Genomic DNA, 19,154 nt, shown 5'->3' on the forward strand with positions numbered 1-19,154 from the left:
GCCAAGAGCGGGTGAATTACCCGATCGGTGGACTAATAAGGACAAGATGGCGGTTTCGCGACGTGGCCGTACGGCGTCGTGCGGGTCGCTGTGACGCCACCGGCGACGGTGACGCCAATCAATCGAGTGGACGCCCGTCCGCCCCGGACCCGGCGACCCCGGGGTCCGGTCCTACGCCAGGGAACGCGAGATGAGCCCCGCACCACCGCGCCGCAGGGACAGACACGTGGTCGACCGGCTGCTCGACGGCGATCCGGTCGCCCTGCGCCGGGCCGGCCGACTCGCCGCGCCGCTGCGCGCGGCCCGCGCCCCGGCCCGGCGCGACGAACTGGCGGGAGAGCAGGCGGCGGTGGCGGCCTTCCGCGCCGCCGCCCGCCGCCCGTCCGCTGCCCCGCTCAGGGGGACTCGACGGAGTTGATCCGGAACTTGTGCACCTCGGCACCGACGATGGCGACCTGCTGGTCCGGCTCCGGGCCGGCGCCACGGAAGTCCAACAACTGGTCGTCGGACTCCCAGCGCTCGTAGACGTTGATCCGTCCCGGCTCGACCACGTCCGGGCTGATCGAGAAGTCGACGCAGCCGGGCGCCGAGCGGGCCGCCCGGACTATCTCCGCACAGGTGGCCAGGTAGTCGTCCCGCTCGGCCGGATCGACGTAGAGCGTGCCGGCGACGATCAACAACGGTGCCTCCGGAGATCATGAGGGTCGAACGATGTCAGTCATCCTCCCCCGGCCCGCCGGATTCCGCCCGGCAAACCCCACCCCCGCCTCAGGCCCGGGTGATCGCGTTCGCGTGGATCGCCTCGGCCAGGTACGCGGTCAGTCCCGGTGCGATCGCCTCGTAGTGGGCCGTGAACCGCTCGTCGGCCAGGTACATGTCGGCCAGCCCGGTGTGGATCTCGTACGAGCACTCGTAGAACGACTGGCTGATCTGCCGGCGGTGCTCCTCGGCCAACTCCCGCGCGGCCGGGCCGTCCGCCGGTGCACCGGACTCCATCAGCGTGACGATCCGCCGCCCCCAGTCCTCGCTCTCGGCCTTGATCCGCAGCCAGTCCTCCTTGGTGTAGCGCGACACGCGCCGGTTCGACTCCCGGTACGCCTCGGTGCCGCCCCAACGCTGTTCCGCCTCCTCGGCGTGCGCCTCCGGGTCGAAGTCCCCGAACACCTCGAACCGCTCCTGCGGGGTCAGTCTGATGTCCAACTTGCTCGCCTCCATCGCGAACTCGATCGCCGCGACCATCTCCTGCAGGCGCTTGATGCGTACGGTCAGCAGCTCGTGCTGCCGACGCAGGTGCGCCTCCGGGTCGCTCGCCGGGTCGTCGAGGATCGCGGCGATCTCTTCCAGCGGGAACCCCAGCTCGCGGTAGTAGCGGACCACCTGCAACCGCTCCAGGTCGGCCTCGGAGTAGCTGCGGTAGCCCGCGCCGCTGCGCCCGCTCGGCGACAGCAACCCGATCTCGTCGTAGTGGTGCAGCGTCCGGACCGTCACTCCGGCCAGCCGGGCCACCTCGCCCACGCGGTACGCCATGGTTCCCTCCCTTCCTGGGAACCACGCTCCCGCCTGCCGTTACGTGAGGGTCAAGTGCGATTCTGCGACACCGCTCAGGCGGGGCGGACCGGCCCGGCCAGAACGGTCCGCAACTCGGCCAGCGCCGCCGGACGGCCGTAGCGGTAGCCCTGCCCCTGAACACAGCCGATGGCGGCCACCGCGTCGTGCTGCCGCTCGGTCTCCACCCCCTCGGCCACCACGCCCAGATCGAACGCGTCGGCCAATCGGGTGACCATCTCCACGGTCGCGTACGCCCGCGCGTCGTCGGAGATCCGGGAGACGAACGAGCGGTCGATCTTGAGTTCGGTGGCCGGGATGCGGTGCAGGTAGCTCAGCGAGGAATATCCGGTGCCGAAGTCGTCGATGGCGATCCGGATGCCGAGTTCGCGCAGTTGCCCGAGCCGGTCGAGCACCGCGTCGCTGCCCTCGATCAGCGCCGACTCGGTCAGCTCCAGGGTCAGCGCCCGGGGTGCCAGACCCGCCCCGGCGGTGGCCTCGGTGACCGTGGCGATCAGATCCGGGCGGCGCAGGTGCGCGGCGGCGATGTTCACCGCCACCGTCGCGCTGGGGCCCCGGTCCTGCCAGGTGGCCGCCGCCCGGCACGCCTCCTTGATCACCCACCGGTCGATCGGCAGGATCAGCCCGGTCTCCTCGGCCAACGGCAGGAACCGGGCCGGACTGAGCACCCCCAGTCGGGGATGCCGCCAGCGCACCAGCGCCTCGGCACTGCGGACCGCCCCGGTGGCCAGGTCGACGATCGGCTGGAACTCCAGGTGCAGTTGCTCCTCGTCGACGGCCCGCCGCAGGTCGGCGATCAACTCGGCCCGGCTCACCGCCGACTCCCGTAGCGCCGGTGTGCTCCGCCGGTATGCCGACTTGCCCGCCGCCTTCGCCGCGTACATCGCGATGTCGGCGTCGCGCAGCAGGTCGGTGTAGGAGATGTGCTGTGGCCCGTACTCGGCGATGCCGATGCTGGCCGACGGGTGCACGCCGACCAGTTCCTCGCCGGGCGACGGTTGCAGCGCGGCCAGCAACCGTTCCGCGAGGCGTTCCGGCTCGGCGGGCGGACTGCCGGTGACCAGGACGGCGAACTCGTCACCGCCGATCCGGGCGATCATCCCGTCGTCGCCGACCGCCCGCCGCATCCGTCGGGACAGCCCGGTCAGCAACGTGTCACCGGTGGTGTGCCCGAACCTGTCGTTGACCTGCTTGAACCCGTCCAAATCCAGCAGGAGTACGGCGACCCGGTTCGTGCCGAGCAGCGCCGCGCGCAGCCGACGGGTGAACGCCAACCGGTTGGGCAGCCCGGTGAGCTGGTCCTTGTAGGCGAGCTGCCGCAGCCGACCGACCAGCCGCAGGTTCTCGTTGGCGGCCAGCCCCTGCCGCAGGGCGAGCGTGGCCAGCAGCGCCAGCAGCGCGACGAAGATCGGTTGCGGGATGTAGCCGTCGGGTCGGCTGGCCCACACCACCGCCACGATCGCCCCGCCCACCGGCAGGTACGGCAGCGCCACCCGCCACCAGGGCGGCAGGGGCGACTCGACCGCCTCGTCGGGATCGGCCCGGTAGCGGGGTGGCCCGAGCCGGGTGGCCACCGCGATCAGCAGGTAGCTCACCGGCCAGAGCACGTCGACCAGTCGGCCCGGCTGGTAGGTGCCGGCAGCCACCAGTGACACGTACGCGGCGTCGCCGACCGCGCGGACGGTCAGGCTCGCGCCGAGCACCGTCAGCACCGACCACACCGGTCGGCTCGGGCCGATCACCGCGACCAGGATGGTCAACTGCATCAGGTCGAACATCGGATAGAGCAGCCCGGCGGTGCGCAGCGGCTCGTCGAGATCCGCCATCGCGACGTTGCGGAAGATCAGCATCCAGCCGACCGGGATCAGCGCCAGCCCGACGATCACGCCGTCGAGCAGCGTCCGGACCCGACCCACCGTGGTCTGCGGGGCGGTCACCGAGCACAGCAGGGCCGCGGTCCCGGTGACCAGACCCGCGACGAAGAGCAGCCCGACCGGCAACATGTGCGGCAGGTCCTCGCCGACCAGCCGCAAGGCCGTCCACAGTGCCCGTCCGGCCATCGCCAGTGCCATGGTCGCCGCCAGCAGCAGCCAGAACCGTCGTACCGCCGGCTGTCGGCGGGCGGCACCCAGGCAGGCCGCCCCGGCCAGACCCGCCGTGGTCAGTGCGCCGAGGTCGCTGACCAGTGCACCGGCGGGCAGCTTCAGCAGCAGCCAGACCGCCTCGACGAGCACCACCAGACCGGCGGCGATCAGCCCCGCCCAGCCGACCCGGTCCCGCCCGGGCCACCGCGCGGCAGCCCGCCCGACGTCCTCTCGCGACACAGCGTTCGCTCCGGCTCTCTCTCGTACGTGCACGTGCACCCTCGACGGCGAGGACCGGTCCCGGCAAACCCCGAAAGCGTAGCCACGCGGACGAGCGCCCCGCCAGAGCCGCGCGGACGCCAGTCGGCAACCTGACGGCCCATCCGTACATCCACGAACATCTTCACGCACGCCGGGGTGGCGTGAAAGGAAGGGACCCTTTCTAACGCCTCGTGTATAGAAAGGGTCCCTTCCTTACATCTCGGCGGCGTCCGGGGCGACCGGCGGGTCGTAGGTGGGCGGACCGCCGTGGGTCCACGGGGTCTCCTCGACGGTCGGAAACGTGCCGCTGGGCACGTAGGCCTCGCTGAGCGTGGTGTAGCAGAGCCGCTGCCCCACCTCGGGCACGCTGCCGGGGCTGGCGGTCAGCCCTCGGCCCATCCCGCCGGAGAGTTCCAGCACCACCTCGGTCTTTCCGTCGGCGGTCGGGGTCACGTGGACGACCCGGGCCTTCTGTCCCGGCCGGGCCGGGTTGTACAGGTTCGCGCCGACCGGCACCAGCACCGGTTCGGTGGTCACCAGTTGGAGGCGCGGGCGCAGCACCGGCCGGCGTCCGGTGTCGTCCACCCGCGTCGCGTCGGCCAGCACCACCTCGCCGACGAACGCCTCACCGGTCAGCCGGTACTCCGCCATCACCAGCGGGTCGTCGTAGGCGCGCTGCACGGCGTAGCTCGCGGCGGCCCGTTCCAGCCGGTGCAGCCGGGTGGCGGCGGCCACCGCGCCGTCGCGGCTGGGCTGCGGCGCGCCACCCTCGTCGACGTGCGCGGCGTGCGCGGTGAAGGCGTCCCGGTCGCCTGTCCACCGGCCCGCCACCCGGGCGCCGGGCGGCAGCGCACGCAGCAGCCCCAGGCCGCGCCACATCAGGTCCCAGGTGGGCGTGAGCTGGTCGCGAAGCAGCCTCTCCAGCTCCGCGTACGCGTCGGCGCGAGCCGGGGCGTCCGTGTCGGCCTCGGCGTACGCCTCGATGGCCGGGGCCAGCAGCCGGTTGTCGAAGTCGGGGTCGGTGGCCGGTCCGGCGGGCGGGCACACGGCGGGGTCCTCGGCCCGGGCCGCCGCCTCGGCACCGGTCAGGCCGGACGGCGGGTCGATCCAGCCGAGCAGCGCCGGCAGATGCAGGTCCTCCACCGCGCTCTGCCCGGTCGCCCAGTGCAGGCTCAGCGCCGAACTCAACGCGAGCAGCGTCGACGAGCCCGGATGCTCCGCGCGTTCGGCGAGGAAGGTCAGCCATCGGCCGAGCAGCGGCACCGACGGGTGCACCGGGTGATCGCCGTCGATGCGGCGGAACCGGGTGGCGCGACCGAGCAGCCGCAGGAACGTGACGCCCGCCGGATTCGGCACGACCAGTTGCGGGGCGTCGAGGTACCGCTGTCGGACGTCCTTGCCCCGGTCCACCGCGACCGTCTCGGAGCCGAGGCGGTGCGTGTCGATGTAGGGCAGCAGGATGTCGGCCAGCGCGGCGGCGAACCCGAACCGCTGGTCGCGGTTACGGGGCTGCGGCACGACGAGCAGGTGGCCCCGCCCCGGTGCGGTGCCGACCATCGCCGCCAGCGGGGCGTTCGCCTCGCCCGCCATGGTCAGCGGCACCAGCACCAACGGCCGGGCCGACAGGTGCACGTGCCGGACGGTGGCGACCGGCTGGGCCACCCCGGCGGCCACCGCCTGCGCCGCCGCGAGCGCGCGCAGCGTACTCATGCCGGTGCTCCGGCGGACGCGGCCCGGCCGCGCGCCGGGCTCACGCCGACCCGGCCAGGGCGTCGGCGCGCAGTCGGGCGGCGGTTCGCAGCAGCGCGGCGGCCTGTTCCTGCTCCGGATCGGCGGCGGGTTCGCCGGCGGCGAGCGCCAGGACCCGGTCGACGTCCTCGATGCCGCCGAGCGCCTCCCGCACCGGACGACCCAGCGCACCGGTGTGCCCGTCCGCCTCGTGCCGACAGAAGTACGCCAGCTCGCAGCTCGCCAGGCAGTCGGGGGCGTAGCGGGCCGGCACCTGACCCAGCGAGGCGAGCAGCGCCGACGGGTCGGCGCCCGGGTCGGCGGTGAAGTCGGCCGGTACGTCGTCGAGCAGCGCGTCCAGCCGGTCCATCCGGTCGAGTTGGCGGCGTACCACGAGCAGTTGCTTGCGCACGTCGAGCAGGTGCGCCACGGGTTGGTTGGTGAAGTCGCGCGGGCAGACCAGCACCACCTCGTGCGACACCGACTCCGGCGGCCGACCGGCGGCGACGAGCAGGTCCCGCAGCGCCAGCACGTACACCGCGGACTGGATCGCGGCGGCGGCCAGCTTCGCCGGGTCGGCCTGGCCGTCGATCACCGGGAAGGACTTGACCTCGACCACGTGGAACCGGCCACCGAGTCGGGCGGCCACCAGGTCCGGCTCCAGGTGGACCCGCTGACCGGCGACATCCAGGGCGAGCATCGGGTGGTCGAAGAACGCGGCCGAGTCGTCGGGGCCGTCCGGCACGGTGGTCAGGAGCGCGGCCGAGCGCCGCTGGCGGGCCGCCATGTCGTCGCCGTCACCGAGCGCCGTCCACCGCGCCGAGGTCGGCACCGGTACGCCCAACCGCTCGGCGACCAGCCGCAGCAACTCGGCGCCGTCGTCGGCCTTCACCTGCGCCTCGAACGCGTTCCCCCGGGTGATGGCGAACCGGGACTGCCCGAACCGGGCGGGGAAACCGATCCGCTCGGCCAGCAGGGGCTTGTCCACCCCGGCCCCGTCCAGCACGGCACGCCGGGTGCAGCCCGGGTTGCCGGTCAGCGCGGCGATCGTCCGGGCGTTGTGCCGACGCGGGGGGATGCCGCCGCGGATCGCGGCCAGTCGCTGCTCGCTGCTCGTCACGACAGGCCACGATAGCCGCGCCGACGCACTGGCCCGGCCGACCCGCCAGGACCGGACGGGACCGTCGCGCTACGTGGCGTTTGCGACACTGTCAGCGGTATCGAGGCGTCGCGATCCGAGGAGCCCCACGTCGTGTTCTCCGATCTGTACGCAACTTCCGCGCAGGTACTTCCGGTATTGATGCTCGCCTTACTCTGGGAGTCCCGATTCCTGGAGCGAATTCAGACGCAACCGCGACGGCCGCGCAGTGAGGACCCGGTGCACGGCGTGCGGTTCTGGACCAAACGACGGGTCGGCCTCTATGCCGGTTTCGTGGCGACCACGAGCGTGCTCGGCACGGCTCTCGCGGTCCTGGTACTGGCCGGCGCACTGCCGGACGTACCGACGCTGCGGGTGCTCGTCTGCGGGTGCATCCTGCTGGCGTTGGCCACGCTGCTGACCCGTACGCTGATCGACATCGCGCAGGCCACCGCCCCGACGACACCGATCCCGGCGGGCGTTCCGGAACCCCGCCCGGCCGCCGATGTCGGAAAGGAGACAGCGGAGTAGCCGCCGCGGGATCGTCTACTTCGGACATCGGTGACCTATCGCCTGCGATACCGGCTCCGTCCGGAAAACAAAGGGTCACTCGGCCCTTGCGTCGGCCGGTAACCTGACCTTTACCGAACAGTCGGAAACGTTCGACAGACCGGATGGTCCATGACCCATCTTCCACTGCCGGGCGATAATCAGCGCCGCCGCATCGAGAGGGAGCTGGTCGACATGCTCGCCGCGATGCCGCTGGTGGGGCATGCGGATAGTCGCCGGCAATTGGTGCAGCGTCTGCGCCGGGAACTGCACCACGGCGACCGGCTCGACGACGTGGCCAACCCTCGCGGGCAGAGCCTGGAGATCGCGGGCGCCTGTCTCGGCGAGCCGCCCGAGATGGAGACGCTGGTCGAGCTGGTGCGTCTGTTCGATCCCGCCGCCGACGAACTGCCCACCCTGGAACGGCTGCGCTACGAGGCGGACGCGATCGGCGTGCTCGCCGACAGCGACTGGGCCGAGTTGCGGACCGCCCTGCTGGCCGTCCGGTTGGCCCCGCTGACGCGACTGTTGCAGCGGGCCAGTGAACACAAGCTCGCCAGCCTGCCGACGTGGTGCGCCAACGCGTGGGACGTCTTCGTCTACCTCACCGGCCAGAACGCCCCGCCCCGCGGACTGCCGCCGGGGATGCTGTTCCTCGCCCTGCTGGAGAAGGAGGTGGACACCGGGACGGCCACGCTGATCCGTCGGCGCAACCAGCGGGAGGCCACGGCACTCGACCTCACCGAGGAGCTGGACCGGCGTCGGGCCCTGGTCAACGCCGGGGGCGAGGCGACGACCCGGTATGCGTACCTGGTCATCCAGATCGAGAACGACCTGGAGCCGGGCAGCGAGCGGTACACGGTGTCGCACTACCGGCAGTGGCACGGCGGCGGCGAGTGGAACTCGAAGCTGCGCGGGCGCATCCCCGAGGTCGCCTACGACGACCTGGAGTCCACCGTGGAACGGATCGTCCACGAGATGGAGGTCGAGTGGGCGGACCGCCCGGCCGAGGTGGCGGTGGAGCTGGTGCTCCCGATCGAGCTGCTCAACGAGGACGTGCCCTGGTGGCGCAAGGAGCGGGCCAGCCAGTACCTCGACCAGAAGGTGCTGGCCATGGACTACCCGGTCGTGGTGCGCAGCCTGGACCGGTTGCGGACCACCTCCTGGCGTCGCGCCTGGCGACTGCGTTGGGACCGGCTCCAGGCCGAGCCGTGGAACAGCGGGCTCTATCGCAGCGTGCCGGACGGCCCCGGCTACCTGACCCGGATGGAGGCCGAGCTGAACTCCGACCCGAGTCTGGCCACGGTGGTGCTCAGCGCACCACCCACGACCGACGCCGAGGCGACCGTCAAAGAGATCATGACCGCGCTGCGGGCCGGTCTGCCCGTGGTGGTCTGGCACCGCACCGCGCCGACCGACACCGACTTCTGGGACGAGATCCGGTCGATGACCGCGCGCGCCGGTGTGGTGCGCCTGCCGGAGTCGGCCAAACGGTCCCGGCTGTCGGCGTTGCAGGCCCCGGCCGCCGAGCAGGACCGCCACCACGGCCGACACCTCGTCGTCCTCTGGGACGACCCGTACCGCACGCCGGAACTGGACACGCCCCACGGCACCCCGGAGGTGACCGGATGACGGACCCGACCAGCTCGCCGGAGACCACCGGGTCGACCGGCTGGCGCATCTACACCGGCACCGGACGCGCCGTCGAGGACGCCGAGCGTGACCTGCGGTGGCCGGCACCGCCGCGCTGGCGGGCCTTCGACGGCGGTCCGGACGAGCCGGCACCGCCCCAGGAGGACCCGGAGCTGGTCCGCCGGTTGGGCGAGCCGATCGTCTCCCACCTGGTCGACGAGTACGAGGTCGACGTGGTCAACGCCGCCCTGCACCTGCGGCGACCGCTGCTGGTGACCGGACGCCCGGGGACCGGTCGGTCCAGCCTGGCCTACCGGATCGCCCGGGAGCTGCGGCTCGGCCGGGTGCTGCGCTGGCCGGTCACCACCCAGGTGGGCCTGCGCCACGGGTTGTACGACTACGACGCCGTCGGGCTGGTCCAGGCCACCGGCCAGGCGGCGGCGCAGGGCGGCGACGCGCCACCGCCGCAGGTCGGCGACTACGTACGCCTCGGGCCGCTCGGCACCGCCCTGCTGCCGTACCGGCTGCCCCGGGTGCTGTTGATCGACGAGCTGGACCAGAGCGACATCGACCTGCCGCAGCAGTTGCGCAGCGTCTTCGAGGACGGCGGGTTCGAGATCCCGGAGCTGGTCCGGGTCGCCGGCCGGGCGCCGGAGGCGGTGGTGCACACCGCCGACCCGGGGCGGACCGCCACCGTACGCGGCGGCCGGGTGACCTGCCACGAGTTCCCGCTGGTGGTGATGACGTGCAGCGAGGACCGCGACTTCCCGGCCGCGTTCCTGCGGCACTGCCTGCGCCTGCGCCTGCCCGAGGCGGGCGAGGCCGGGCTCGCCTCGATGGTCGCCGCGCACTTCCCGGACGGCGCGGAGGGGTCCGCCGAGCTGATCCAGGAATACCTCTCCCGGCGTGGCGAGTGGGATCCACCGGCGGTGGACCAACTGCTCGACGCCGTACACCTGCGTACCTCCGGCGCGTTCGCCCCACGGGACCGGGGTGAGTGGCGGCGGCTGATCGAGGCACTGTGGCGCCGGCTGCCGCCGGACGGCACCGAGTGACCGGTCCCGGCGGTGGGCTCACCCGCGTCGAACTGGCCGACTCGATCTGGCTGGCCGCCCGGCTCGGGCCCGGCGCCGGGCTCGCCGGGCCACCCGGCACCGCGCTGACCACCGACCCGTCCCGCCCGGACGGCGGCCCACCGCTGTCGGAGGTCCTGCACCCGTTCCGGCAGTTGGTTCCGGGGCGCGAGCGGTACGAGTTCGACGAGGAGGCCACCGCCGAGCATCTCGCGGCGGGAGTGGCCTGGCCGGTCCTGCGCCGGACGCCGCGCGCCGGCTGGGACGCGGTGGTGGTCGTCGACGACCACCTGTCGATGGCCGTCTGGTCCGGCCGGATCCGCAGTTTCGTCAAACTGCTGCGCCGACACGTCGCCTTCCACGACGTACGGGTCTGCCGGTTGGTCACCGACGTCACGGACCCGGCCGGGGTGGTGCTGCGCGGACGGCGCGGCGGACCGGTCACCGGCCCGTCCACGGCGTTGCCGCCGGTCGGTCGCCGCCGTCTGGTCCTGGTACTCAGCGACGGGGCCGGTCCGGCCTGGCACTCCGGCGCGGTCCTGCCGCACCTGCACGAGTGGGCGGGCCGACAGCCGGTGGCGCTGGTGCACCTGCTGCCCCAGCAGATGTGGCACCGCACCGGCGTGCAGCCGCTGCGCCTGCGGCTGCGGGCCGCCGCGCCGGCGGCGGCCAACTCGCGGTGGGAGTGGCGGCACCACAACACTCTCCAGGCGCTGCTCGCGCAGGAGCCTGCACCGGCCGGCGACCGGGTGCCGGTGCCGGTGGTGGAGTTGCGACCGCGCTGGCTCGGGGCGTGGGTCGAGTTGCTCGCCTGCCGCGCGCCACGATGGATCGACATGCCCGCCCTGCTCGCCACCGACCGGGCGGGCCCGCACCGTGCCGTCGCACCCACCGGTGGGCCCGGCGCCGCCCGGCGGGTACGTGAGTTCATCTCGTGGGCCTCGCCGGAGGCGCTGCGGCTGGCCACCCACCTGGCCGCAGCACCGCTGGACCGGTCGGCCGTCCGGGTGGTGCAGCGGACGCTGCTGCCCCGGTCCACCACCCTGCACCTGGCCGAGGTGCTGACCAGTGCGCTGGTGCGGACCGTCGGCACCGGCGACGACCGCACCTTCGAGTTCCTTCCCGGCGTACGGGCCGAGTTGCTGGCAGCCGGCCGCCGCGCCGACACCGTACGGGTCTGGCAGCTCCTGTCGGCCCGGCTCGGGCGGTTCCGCCCCGCGATCGCGCACTGGGGACGGGTGCTGGACGACCCGACGAGTGTCGAGATTCCGACCGTGACCCCGGCCGACACCGCGCTGGTCCGGATCGAGCAGGACGTGCTGCGGGCGCTGTCCGGGCGGTATCTCCCCCGGGCGCGACGACTCGGCGAGGCGCTGGCCGCGGTCGACCCGGACGGCGGTGCCGACCCGGTCGTCAGGACTCCCGTACCTGCCGATCGGGATGCGATGATAGCTGTCGGCGCTGATGCCGACGCAGACCGTAGCGTAGGTACCGAAGGAGCCGGCTTGACGTCCAGCACTCCCGCAGGCGCCACCGCCCCGACCCGCACCCCGGCCGTCTGGGGCAACATCCCGCCGCGGAACCCGAACTTCACCGGCCGCAAGGAACCGCTCGCCCAGCTCCACCGGCAGGTACGCGGCGGCACCACGGCGGTCCTGCCGCACGCCCTGCACGGGATGGGCGGCGTCGGCAAGTCCCATCTGGCCGTCGAGTACGTCTACCAGCACCAGGGCGAGTACGACCTGATCTGGTGGATCCCGGCCGAACGGCCCACCCAGATCAACGCCTCCATCGTGGAACTCGCCGCGCGGATGAACCTCGCCTCCGGGCCGGACATCGGCAGCGCCCGCGTCGCCGTCCAGGAGGCCCTGCGGATCGGTCGGCCGTACCCTCGCTGGCTGCTCGTCTTCGACAACGCCGAGAGCCCCGAGGCGCTGGTGCCGTACCTGCCCACCGGCGGGTCCGGCGACATCATCATCACCTCACGGAATCCGGGCTGGGCCAACGTCGCCCGTACGCTGGAGGTCGACGTCTTCCCCCGGGAGGAGAGCATCGAGCTGCTGCGCCGCCGGGGTCCGGAGCTGACCTCCGAGCAGGCGGACCGGCTCGCCGAGGCGCTCGGTGACCTGCCGCTCGCGTTGGAGCAGGCGGCGGCGTGGCGGGCCGAGACCGGCATGCCGGCCGAGGAGTACCTGCGGCTGTTCGAGGAGAAGCGCATCGAGCTGCTCGAACAGGCACCACCGATGGACTACCAACTGCCCGTCGCCGCCGCGTGGAACGTGTCGCTGGACCGACTCGTCGTCTCCAATCCGGCCGCCTTCCGGCTGTTGCAGGTCTGTTCGTTCCTCGCTCCGGAGCCCATCCCCCGCACCCTGTTCAGCGGCGCGCAGAACGACGACATCCACCCGGAGCTGAACGCCGCGCTGCGCGACCCGATGCGACTCAACCGCGCGATCCGCGACATCAACCGGTACGCGTTGGCCCGGGTCATCCACCGGACCAACTCGATCCAGATGCACCGGCTGATCCAGGCCGTCCTCATCGACCGGATGGCCGGGCCGGACCGGGAGACCGTCCGCAACAGCGCACACCTGCTGCTCGCCTCCGGTGACCGCAACGACCCCGACTCGCCGGCCAACTGGGGCAGCTACGCCGAGCTGTACCCGCACGTGATGGCCTCCGACGCGGTCCACTCCCACCAGCCGTGGGTGCAGCAACTGGTCTTCAACGAGGCCCGCTACCTCTACTGGTGGGGCGATTTCACGGCGTCCCTGGAACTGGCCGAGCAGGCGTGGCGGGCCTGGAGCAGCAGCCTGGGCGAGGACGCGCCGATGACGCTCACCATCGGCCACTGGCTCGGCTTCATGCTCTACCGCCTGGGTCGGCACCGTGAGGCGGCCCAGCACAACGCCCGCATCCTGGAGCTCTACCAACGCAGCACCGACGAGGACACCGAGGAGTTGCTGCGCGCCATCGGCCAGGTGGCGGCCGACCTGCGGGCGTCCGGGGACTTCCGACGCGCCCTGGAGATGGACGAGGATCTCTACCGGCGGCACATCCAGGCGCTCGGCGAGGACGACCCGAACACGCTCAACGCGGCGCACAATCTGGCCGTCAGCCTCCGCCTGACCGGAGACATCCGGCGCGCGTACGAGGTCGACCGGGAGACGTACGCCCACCGGGTCCTGCTCTTCGGCGAGGACCACGCGCAGACGCTGGAGTCGCACCTCAACCTCATCATCGACCGTCGCGAACTCGGCGAGTACCTCCCCGCCCGGGTCGAGATGCAGAACGTCGTGGACCGGCTGCCCCGGGTCTGGGGCTCGGCGCAGACCCAGACGTTGACCGCGCGACGGCGACTGGCCTCCGCGATCCGCAAGGCCGGCGACCACCGCGCGGCCCTGGCACTGTCCCAGGAGGTACGCGACGGCTTCGCGGCCCGCTTCGGCGAGCACCACCCGGACACCCTGCTGGCCGCCTTCGGTCTGGCCGTCGACCTGCGCGCCACGGGTGATCTGGACGCCGCCGCCACGCTCACCGCCGAACTCGTCACCTGGTATCGGGAACTCTTCGACTCCGACCACCCGTACACGGTGGCGACGCAGCTCAACGGCGCGATCGTGGACCGGCTGCGGGGCAACGTGGCGCGGGCCCGCAGCACCAACGAGCAGGGGCTGGCGGTGCTGACCCGACGGCTCGGCCCGGATCACCCGCTGGCGCTGGCCGCGTTGATCAACCTCGGCAACGACCTCTACCACCTCGGCGAGCACGCCGCCGCGTACGACCTCGACCAACGCACCGCCGCCCGGTGCGCCGCGGTGTTCGGACCGGACCATCCCACCACGCTGATCTGCCTCGGCAATCTCGCCCAGGATCTCGTCTCGCTCGGGCGGGAGGAGGATGCGGCCGGCCTGCACGCCGAGATCACCCAGAAGTTCGCCACGGTGCTCGGCGAGCAGCACCCCGCCACCGTGGCCGGCACCGACCTGACCATCCGGGGCGACTGCGACCTGGACCCGATGCCGTTGTAGCGCCGCCGTCGGGAGTCCCGTCGCCGTCCGGCGCAGAGCCGGGGTGCCTGACCTCGGAGAGGCCGCCACCCCGGCACCCGGCTCTCAGGCCGTGTCGACGCCGATCCAGGCGGCCAGTTCCAGCGGCTCCGGCACCGGCGTGCCCTGGTCGCGCAACCCGAGGTAGACCGCGCGGACCAGTTCCGGCCGGTCCCGCAACGCGTCGGCGGCCGGTCCCGGATAGAGGGCGGCGAGGGTCAGGCCGAGACCGGCCCACGCGGCCGGTGAGCCCGGCTCGGTCGACAGTGCACCCAGGTAGCCCGCCTGGGCCTGGGCCGTCTCGCCGCAGACGTGGGCCAGTTCGGCCGGTCCCGCGCCGGAGACCCGCGCGCCGACCGCCGACGGGTCGGTGCGGAGCCGGTCGAAGCCCTCCGGGTCGGTGATCCGCCACAACTCCAGCACCGCCCGGGTGTCCAGGCGGCGGGCGGTGGCGTCCGCCGCCACGGTCGGCGCGACATCGGGTGCGGTGGGCACCGGCTGTCCCGCGATCCACGCCGCGACCAGGGCCGACACCACCTCCGGGGCGGGCGTCAGGTGGTGCGTGCGCCAACGCGCCCGGTGGTCGGCCACCGCCGCCCGAGCCGCCGCGAGCGGGTCCGCCGGCACCGGCTCGTCCTGCCAGCTCACGGCGGTGGTGGTCAGGCCCGCCACCAGGTGCCGTCCCACGTCGGTGAGCTGCGGCAGTTCGCGCATCATCCGCAGGGTGGCCCACACCTGCTCCCGCCAGCGGGCGAACTCGAAGTGCGCCAGCCCGGCCGTGGTACCGGTCGCCACCTGCCGGTACGCCCGCCAGAACTCGACGATCCCGACGAAGGCGTACACCCCCTGGATCAGCCCGCCGAGCGGGCGGGGGTCGTCGCGCCACGGCGCGTACAGCCGGTGCGGCGGCTCACCGTTCACCAGCGGGGCCAGGTGCAGCAGTCCGCCGAGCTTGATGTGCTGGAACTCGTGGACCAGCGTGACCGCCAGTTCGGGGGCGTCCTCCGGCTCGGAGACGATCATGCTGCCGAAGGCGTCCCCCGCCGAGGCGCTCATGGTCCGGAACCGTTCGGCGGCCGGTTGGGGCACCACCGAGGTCAGGCCACGGGCGATCGGCAGCGCCAGGTCGGGGCAGGCCCGCACCAGCAGCGCCCACGCCTGGTCGAGCAGTTCCCGCCACCGCTGGACGTCGGCGGCGATGTCCAGGTGCGGCGCGGTCGGCGTACGCAGGTTGCGGTAGGGGTCGATGAAGTCGAGCGTGACCTCCAGGGTGTGCCCGCCCGCCGTGGATCGGACGGTCGGCAACGGCACCCAGCCGTCGGTGCCGGCGCCGTTCGCGTCGAACTCGATGACCGTGCCGGCCACGGTCAACGTCGCCCGCCCGTCCCCGCCGACGACCTCCGCCTCATCCCACTCGTGGGCCTTCGGGACCTGGGCACCACCGAGCGTCGGCAGGACGACGAAGCCGTCCCGCACCGGCACCCGCATGGTGAAGTCGCATCCGGTACGGACGGCAGCGGCCACCGCCAGCGCGTGCAGGTACCCGAGGTCCACCCAGAGCGGACCGGTGGCGGAGACCGTGGTGCCCCGCATCCGGCGCAGCGCGTACCCGGCCCAGGTGCCGACCTGCGGATGCAGGATCAGCTTCTCCACGGCCTCGCGGTCGCGTCGCTGCGCGGCGACGAGCAGCCGCCATGCCTCGGCGACCGGCGGCAGCGGGCCGGTGGCGTCGGGTACGGCAGCGGCGGCGTCCAGGACCGCCCGCAGTTGGATCTTGCGCCAACTGCTCTCGGCGGCGAGCAGTTCGGCGATGGTGTCGGCGTCAGCGGACCCGGTGGCCAGGGCCCCGAAGTGGCGCGGTTCCAGACGATGGCGCGCGGGTCGACCGACCGGCTCCGCCGCCAGATGTTGAGCGGTCACAACTTCTCCAAGGAAGGCCGGCCCCGTCAGTCGAGACGCTGGGGATTGTAGCCACTGGTGATACTTTCGGGATCGTCGACACGACGGAGGAGTCGCCGCATGATCGGGCCGAGAATCTCCTGGTCATAGTCGACCAGGAGATCAAGAGAGACATCCGCGAGATCGACGAGTTCCGAGTCGACCTCGACAGCGAACGGTTGATTCACCGGCATACCATTACCACACTCCGCACCCGATGACGGTAATGGACGCGGCAGAACAAGCATTCGTCGGTGAATAGACCGATAGCACCCGGGATGTCGCCGCCGCCCCCCTTCACGATGGACGACGTCGCAGGTCAGCGCGGTTCTCCACGGTCCGGTCAGGTCACCTGCGCACGTCAGACCACCGCCGCCTCTCCCTCTCACGATCACCGGTCGTGTCGATATCGGCAGCGGAGCGCGAAATGCGCTGCTCACCACAATGGACCGTGCTCCGCGTGCGGTGGCGCAGTGGTGTTAGCGTGACGTCGTGTCCGGAACAGCCGTCGTGTTCGTACACGGTTTCTTGTCCTCGGCCGACACCTGGGCGGAATTCACCCGACTGGTTGCCCAGGACGATGCCCTGACCGGCCTTCACGTGCACACCTTCGGGTACGAATCGCCGTTGGTCTCGCTCAATCCGCTGCGCCGGATACCGCACCTCGATGACATCGCCGACGACCTGCGTACCTATCTCGCCCAGGACCTGGCCGACCACTCCCGCCTCGCGCTCGTCTCACACAGCCAGGGCGGGCTGGTGGTCCAGCGGGCGCTGGCCCGGATGCTCGCCGACAACCCGGGCGAACTCGACCGCCTCCGCCTGGTGCTCATGTACGCCTGCCCGAACGCCGGTTCGGACCTGGCCCTGCCGCTGCGCCGCACCTTCCTGCGCCGACACCCCCAGGAGGCGGACCTGCGCCCGTTGCGCGCCGCCGTCCTCGACGCCCAACGGGTGGTGCTCCGCCAGATCGTCCACGCGCCGCAGCCGACCATCCGGGTCAAGGTCTACGCCGGCGCCAGCGACGGCGTGGTCCCGCCCGCCTCGGCCCGCAGCGTCTTCCCGGACGCCGGTGTACTCCCCGGCGACCACTTCTCCATCATCCAGCCCGACTCGCACGAACACCGCTCCTACGTGGTGCTGCGGCGCGCTCTGCTCGCCCTCGACGATCCCGCGTCCTCGACCGGGGCCAGCCCGGATACGCCGGCTCCAGTCGTGCACCCGAGTTCGTCACCGCCCGACGCCACCACAGCCGACGCCACCGTCACGCCGTCCGCGACCGGCGGCCCGGCCGCCACCGGCCACTCGGATTCGCCGGTACGGGTGGTCGGCCCGACGGCGGAGCCGACCGGTGCGGAATACGCGGAACTCGTCCGGCTGCTGCTCGCCCTGCCACACATCCACGATCCGTCGTTCCGTCAGCAGCTCTACTCGCTACTGCCCGGACCCGTCCAGGAGCAGTTGCCGCGCAGTCCGGTGGCCCGGCTGGAGCTGATCGGCATGCTGAGCACGCTGTGGCGCTACCGCCACCTGGACGGCTGGCAGGCCCTCGACTCCGCTCTCACCGCGCTCGTCCCCGACCACCCGGCCACCATCGCCCTGCTCGCCCGACTCGACGCACTCGCCCGCTCGGGGTGATCCGGCATCCACGGCCCGGCCCTGCTCATCGCTCAGCCGGTCATCCGACCGTGGACTCCTCGGGAAGCCAGATCGGCTGCCAGTTCGGCATCTCGTGGAAGCGCCGGAGTTCGCCCAACCCGCTGACCGAGCCGGACCAGGCGGCGTAGGGCGGGTTCTGCTCGTCGAAGCCGCTCTGCACGAAGGTGAGCTTCGTCTTCCCCTCGGACTCGGCCAGCTCCCAGGTGGTGACGCCGGGCGCTCCCCAGTCGACGGACATCCGTCGGCCGGGCTCCAGGTCGACCACCTTGGCGGCGAAGCCGTGTTCGAAGCCTCCCATGGCATACCGGCCGCCGGTCCAGGGTTCGATGCCGATCGGGTAGCCGAACCAGGCGCTGGCCTGCTCGGAGTCGGTCAGTGACTCCCAGACCTTGTCGGCCGGGGCGGCGATGACCATCTCGCCACGGAAGTCGGTGCCGGTGAAGTCCGTCTTCGGCAGCAGCGGGTCGCCGGTCAGGTGGGCTTCGAGGTTGGCGATCGCCAGGCTCCAGTAGGTCTGTAGTACGCCCCGGATGCTGGTGCCGTTGATCACGTCGTTGAAGTCGAAGTGGGTCTGCGACAGCTTCAGCACGGTGGCGTCCGGTCCGTCGGGCCTCAGCGTGATCTCGGTGGTGGTCTCCACGCCGTCGAGCAGCCAGGCGAAACGCAGCCGCTCGTCGTCGACGTGCAGTAAGCGCTGGTGCGGTGCGTCGCCTTCGGGTGTGTAGCGGCCCCAGAACTCGTACCGGTGCGGCAGCTCGACCTCGGCGTGCTCGGCGAGCCAGACGCGCAGCTCGGCCGGGTCGGTCAGGGCCTGGCGCACCCGCGCGATCGGGGCGTCGAGGCGGGCGGCGATGATCATCGGCTCAGTCATGGCCGGTTCCCTTCGGATAGCAGGCCACGGCGAGTTTGAAGGCGTCTCCCTCGGCGCCGCCGTAGCGGGTGAACAGGTTTTGTAGCGCGGACTGCAGGTCGTGTAGGAACTCCTGCCGACGCTCGGCCGGCACCCGGATCTCCCCGGAGACGCCGATGGAGGGCAGCTCCTGCGTGGTGCGGTCCAGCGCGGCGACGTCGGCCTGGACCTCCTCCATCAGGTCGAGCAGGTAGCCCAGGCTCAGCTCGTCGCGGGCGCGACGCAGTCCGATCCGGCCGACCAGGCGGGGCGAGAGCCAGTACGACCGGGCGACCGCGCGGTAGATGCCCTCGGTGATGCCCCGGACCCGGCGCTGGTCGACCTGCTCGACCAGCCCGGCCGCAACGAGCTGCTTGACGTGGTAGTAGACGCGTTGCGGGGTCTGCTCCAGCCGGGCGGCCACCTCGGTGCAGGTGCGTGGCTCGGCCAACTGCCGCAGGATCTCGACGCGTTGCGGCTTGAGCAGGACCTCGGCCTGCTCGATCTGCTCCAGGTACAGGACGTCTCTCATGGCAAAAATCAGCTTGTACGTACAGATCTTCTTTGTCAATCGATCCGGGGAAAGCC

The 19,154-nt window shown here is 72.2% G+C and carries 15 protein-coding genes; 6 read left to right on the forward strand and 9 right to left on the reverse strand.

Annotation, left to right across the window (positions count from 1 at the left end):
- Positions 1-190: 190 nt before the first annotated feature.
- Positions 191-418 (forward strand): hypothetical protein, encoded by a 228-nt coding sequence (locus tag ACIBMZ_RS25580; RefSeq protein ID WP_396697963.1) that lies wholly within the window; start codon positions 191-193, stop codon positions 416-418.
- On the opposite strand, the gene ACIBMZ_RS25585 is transcribed toward ACIBMZ_RS25580, so the two are convergent.
- The 5 genes from ACIBMZ_RS25585 to ACIBMZ_RS25605 all read right to left on the reverse strand — a co-directional run bounded on the left by ACIBMZ_RS25585 (position 396) and on the right by ACIBMZ_RS25605 (position 6,759).
- Positions 396-680, reverse strand: coding sequence for a putative quinol monooxygenase (locus ACIBMZ_RS25585; RefSeq protein ID WP_396697965.1), 285 nt, complete (start codon positions 678-680; stop codon positions 396-398). The genes ACIBMZ_RS25580 and ACIBMZ_RS25585 overlap by 23 nt on opposite strands.
- 88 nt (positions 681-768) lie before the next feature.
- Positions 769-1,527, reverse strand: a complete 759-nt coding sequence (locus ACIBMZ_RS25590; protein WP_396697967.1) for a MerR family transcriptional regulator — start codon at positions 1,525-1,527, stop codon at positions 769-771.
- A gap of 74 nt (positions 1,528-1,601) precedes the next feature.
- Positions 1,602-3,890, reverse strand: a complete 2,289-nt coding sequence (locus tag ACIBMZ_RS25595; RefSeq protein ID WP_396697969.1) for a putative bifunctional diguanylate cyclase/phosphodiesterase — start codon at positions 3,888-3,890, stop codon at positions 1,602-1,604.
- Between the two features lie 234 nt (positions 3,891-4,124).
- Positions 4,125-5,621 (reverse strand): hypothetical protein, encoded by a 1,497-nt coding sequence (locus ACIBMZ_RS25600; protein ID WP_396697971.1) that lies wholly within the window; start codon positions 5,619-5,621, stop codon positions 4,125-4,127.
- Positions 5,622-5,661: 40 nt separating this feature from the next.
- A complete protein-coding gene (locus ACIBMZ_RS25605) occupies positions 5,662-6,759 on the reverse strand; it encodes a hypothetical protein (protein ID WP_396697973.1) in 1,098 nt (365 codons plus the stop codon).
- A gap of 267 nt (positions 6,760-7,026) precedes the next feature.
- Between ACIBMZ_RS25605 and ACIBMZ_RS25610 the strand changes: the two genes are divergently transcribed.
- From ACIBMZ_RS25610 to fxsT, 4 genes are all read left to right on the forward strand, one after another.
- Positions 7,027-7,308, forward strand: coding sequence for a hypothetical protein (locus tag ACIBMZ_RS25610; protein ID WP_396697975.1), 282 nt, complete (start codon positions 7,027-7,029; stop codon positions 7,306-7,308).
- Between the two features lie 150 nt (positions 7,309-7,458).
- Positions 7,459-8,958: a hypothetical protein gene (locus ACIBMZ_RS25615; RefSeq protein ID WP_396697977.1), complete on the forward strand. Its 1,500-nt coding sequence runs from the start codon at positions 7,459-7,461 to the stop codon at positions 8,956-8,958.
- Entirely contained in the window at positions 8,955-10,013 is a 1,059-nt protein-coding gene (locus ACIBMZ_RS25620) for a MoxR family ATPase (RefSeq protein ID WP_396697979.1), read from the forward strand. The genes ACIBMZ_RS25615 and ACIBMZ_RS25620 overlap by 4 nt, the downstream gene beginning before the upstream one ends.
- Positions 10,010-14,062, forward strand: a complete 4,053-nt coding sequence (gene fxsT / locus ACIBMZ_RS25625; RefSeq protein WP_396697981.1) for an FxSxx-COOH system tetratricopeptide repeat protein — start codon at positions 10,010-10,012, stop codon at positions 14,060-14,062. Before ACIBMZ_RS25620 ends, fxsT begins: the two co-directional genes overlap by 4 nt.
- 84 nt (positions 14,063-14,146) lie before the next feature.
- Here fxsT and ACIBMZ_RS25630 read toward each other — a convergent pair whose 3' ends face one another.
- Positions 14,147-16,000, reverse strand: coding sequence for an HEXXH motif domain-containing protein (locus ACIBMZ_RS25630; RefSeq protein WP_396697983.1), 1,854 nt, complete (start codon positions 15,998-16,000; stop codon positions 14,147-14,149).
- Between the two features lie 26 nt (positions 16,001-16,026).
- Positions 16,027-16,206, reverse strand: a complete 180-nt coding sequence (locus ACIBMZ_RS25635; RefSeq protein ID WP_117228938.1) for a hypothetical protein — start codon at positions 16,204-16,206, stop codon at positions 16,027-16,029.
- A gap of 304 nt (positions 16,207-16,510) precedes the next feature.
- Here ACIBMZ_RS25635 and ACIBMZ_RS25640 point away from each other — a divergent pair, with 304 nt between their 5' ends.
- Positions 16,511-17,656 (forward strand): alpha/beta fold hydrolase, encoded by a 1,146-nt coding sequence (locus tag ACIBMZ_RS25640; protein ID WP_396697985.1) that lies wholly within the window; start codon positions 16,511-16,513, stop codon positions 17,654-17,656.
- 40 nt (positions 17,657-17,696) lie between these two features.
- Here the strand turns inward: ACIBMZ_RS25640 and ACIBMZ_RS25645 are convergent, their stop codons facing one another.
- Both ACIBMZ_RS25645 and ACIBMZ_RS25650 read right to left on the reverse strand, forming a co-directional pair.
- A complete protein-coding gene (locus ACIBMZ_RS25645) occupies positions 17,697-18,548 on the reverse strand; it encodes an SRPBCC domain-containing protein (RefSeq protein ID WP_396697987.1) in 852 nt (283 codons plus the stop codon).
- Positions 18,541-19,098, reverse strand: coding sequence for a helix-turn-helix domain-containing protein (locus ACIBMZ_RS25650; RefSeq protein WP_396697988.1), 558 nt, complete (start codon positions 19,096-19,098; stop codon positions 18,541-18,543). Before ACIBMZ_RS25650 ends, ACIBMZ_RS25645 begins: the two co-directional genes overlap by 8 nt.
- Positions 19,099-19,154 lie beyond the last annotated feature (56 nt).

It is taken from the genome of Micromonospora sp. NPDC049900 (genome assembly GCF_044461025.1).
Classification (GTDB): domain Bacteria; phylum Actinomycetota; class Actinomycetes; order Mycobacteriales; family Micromonosporaceae; genus Micromonospora.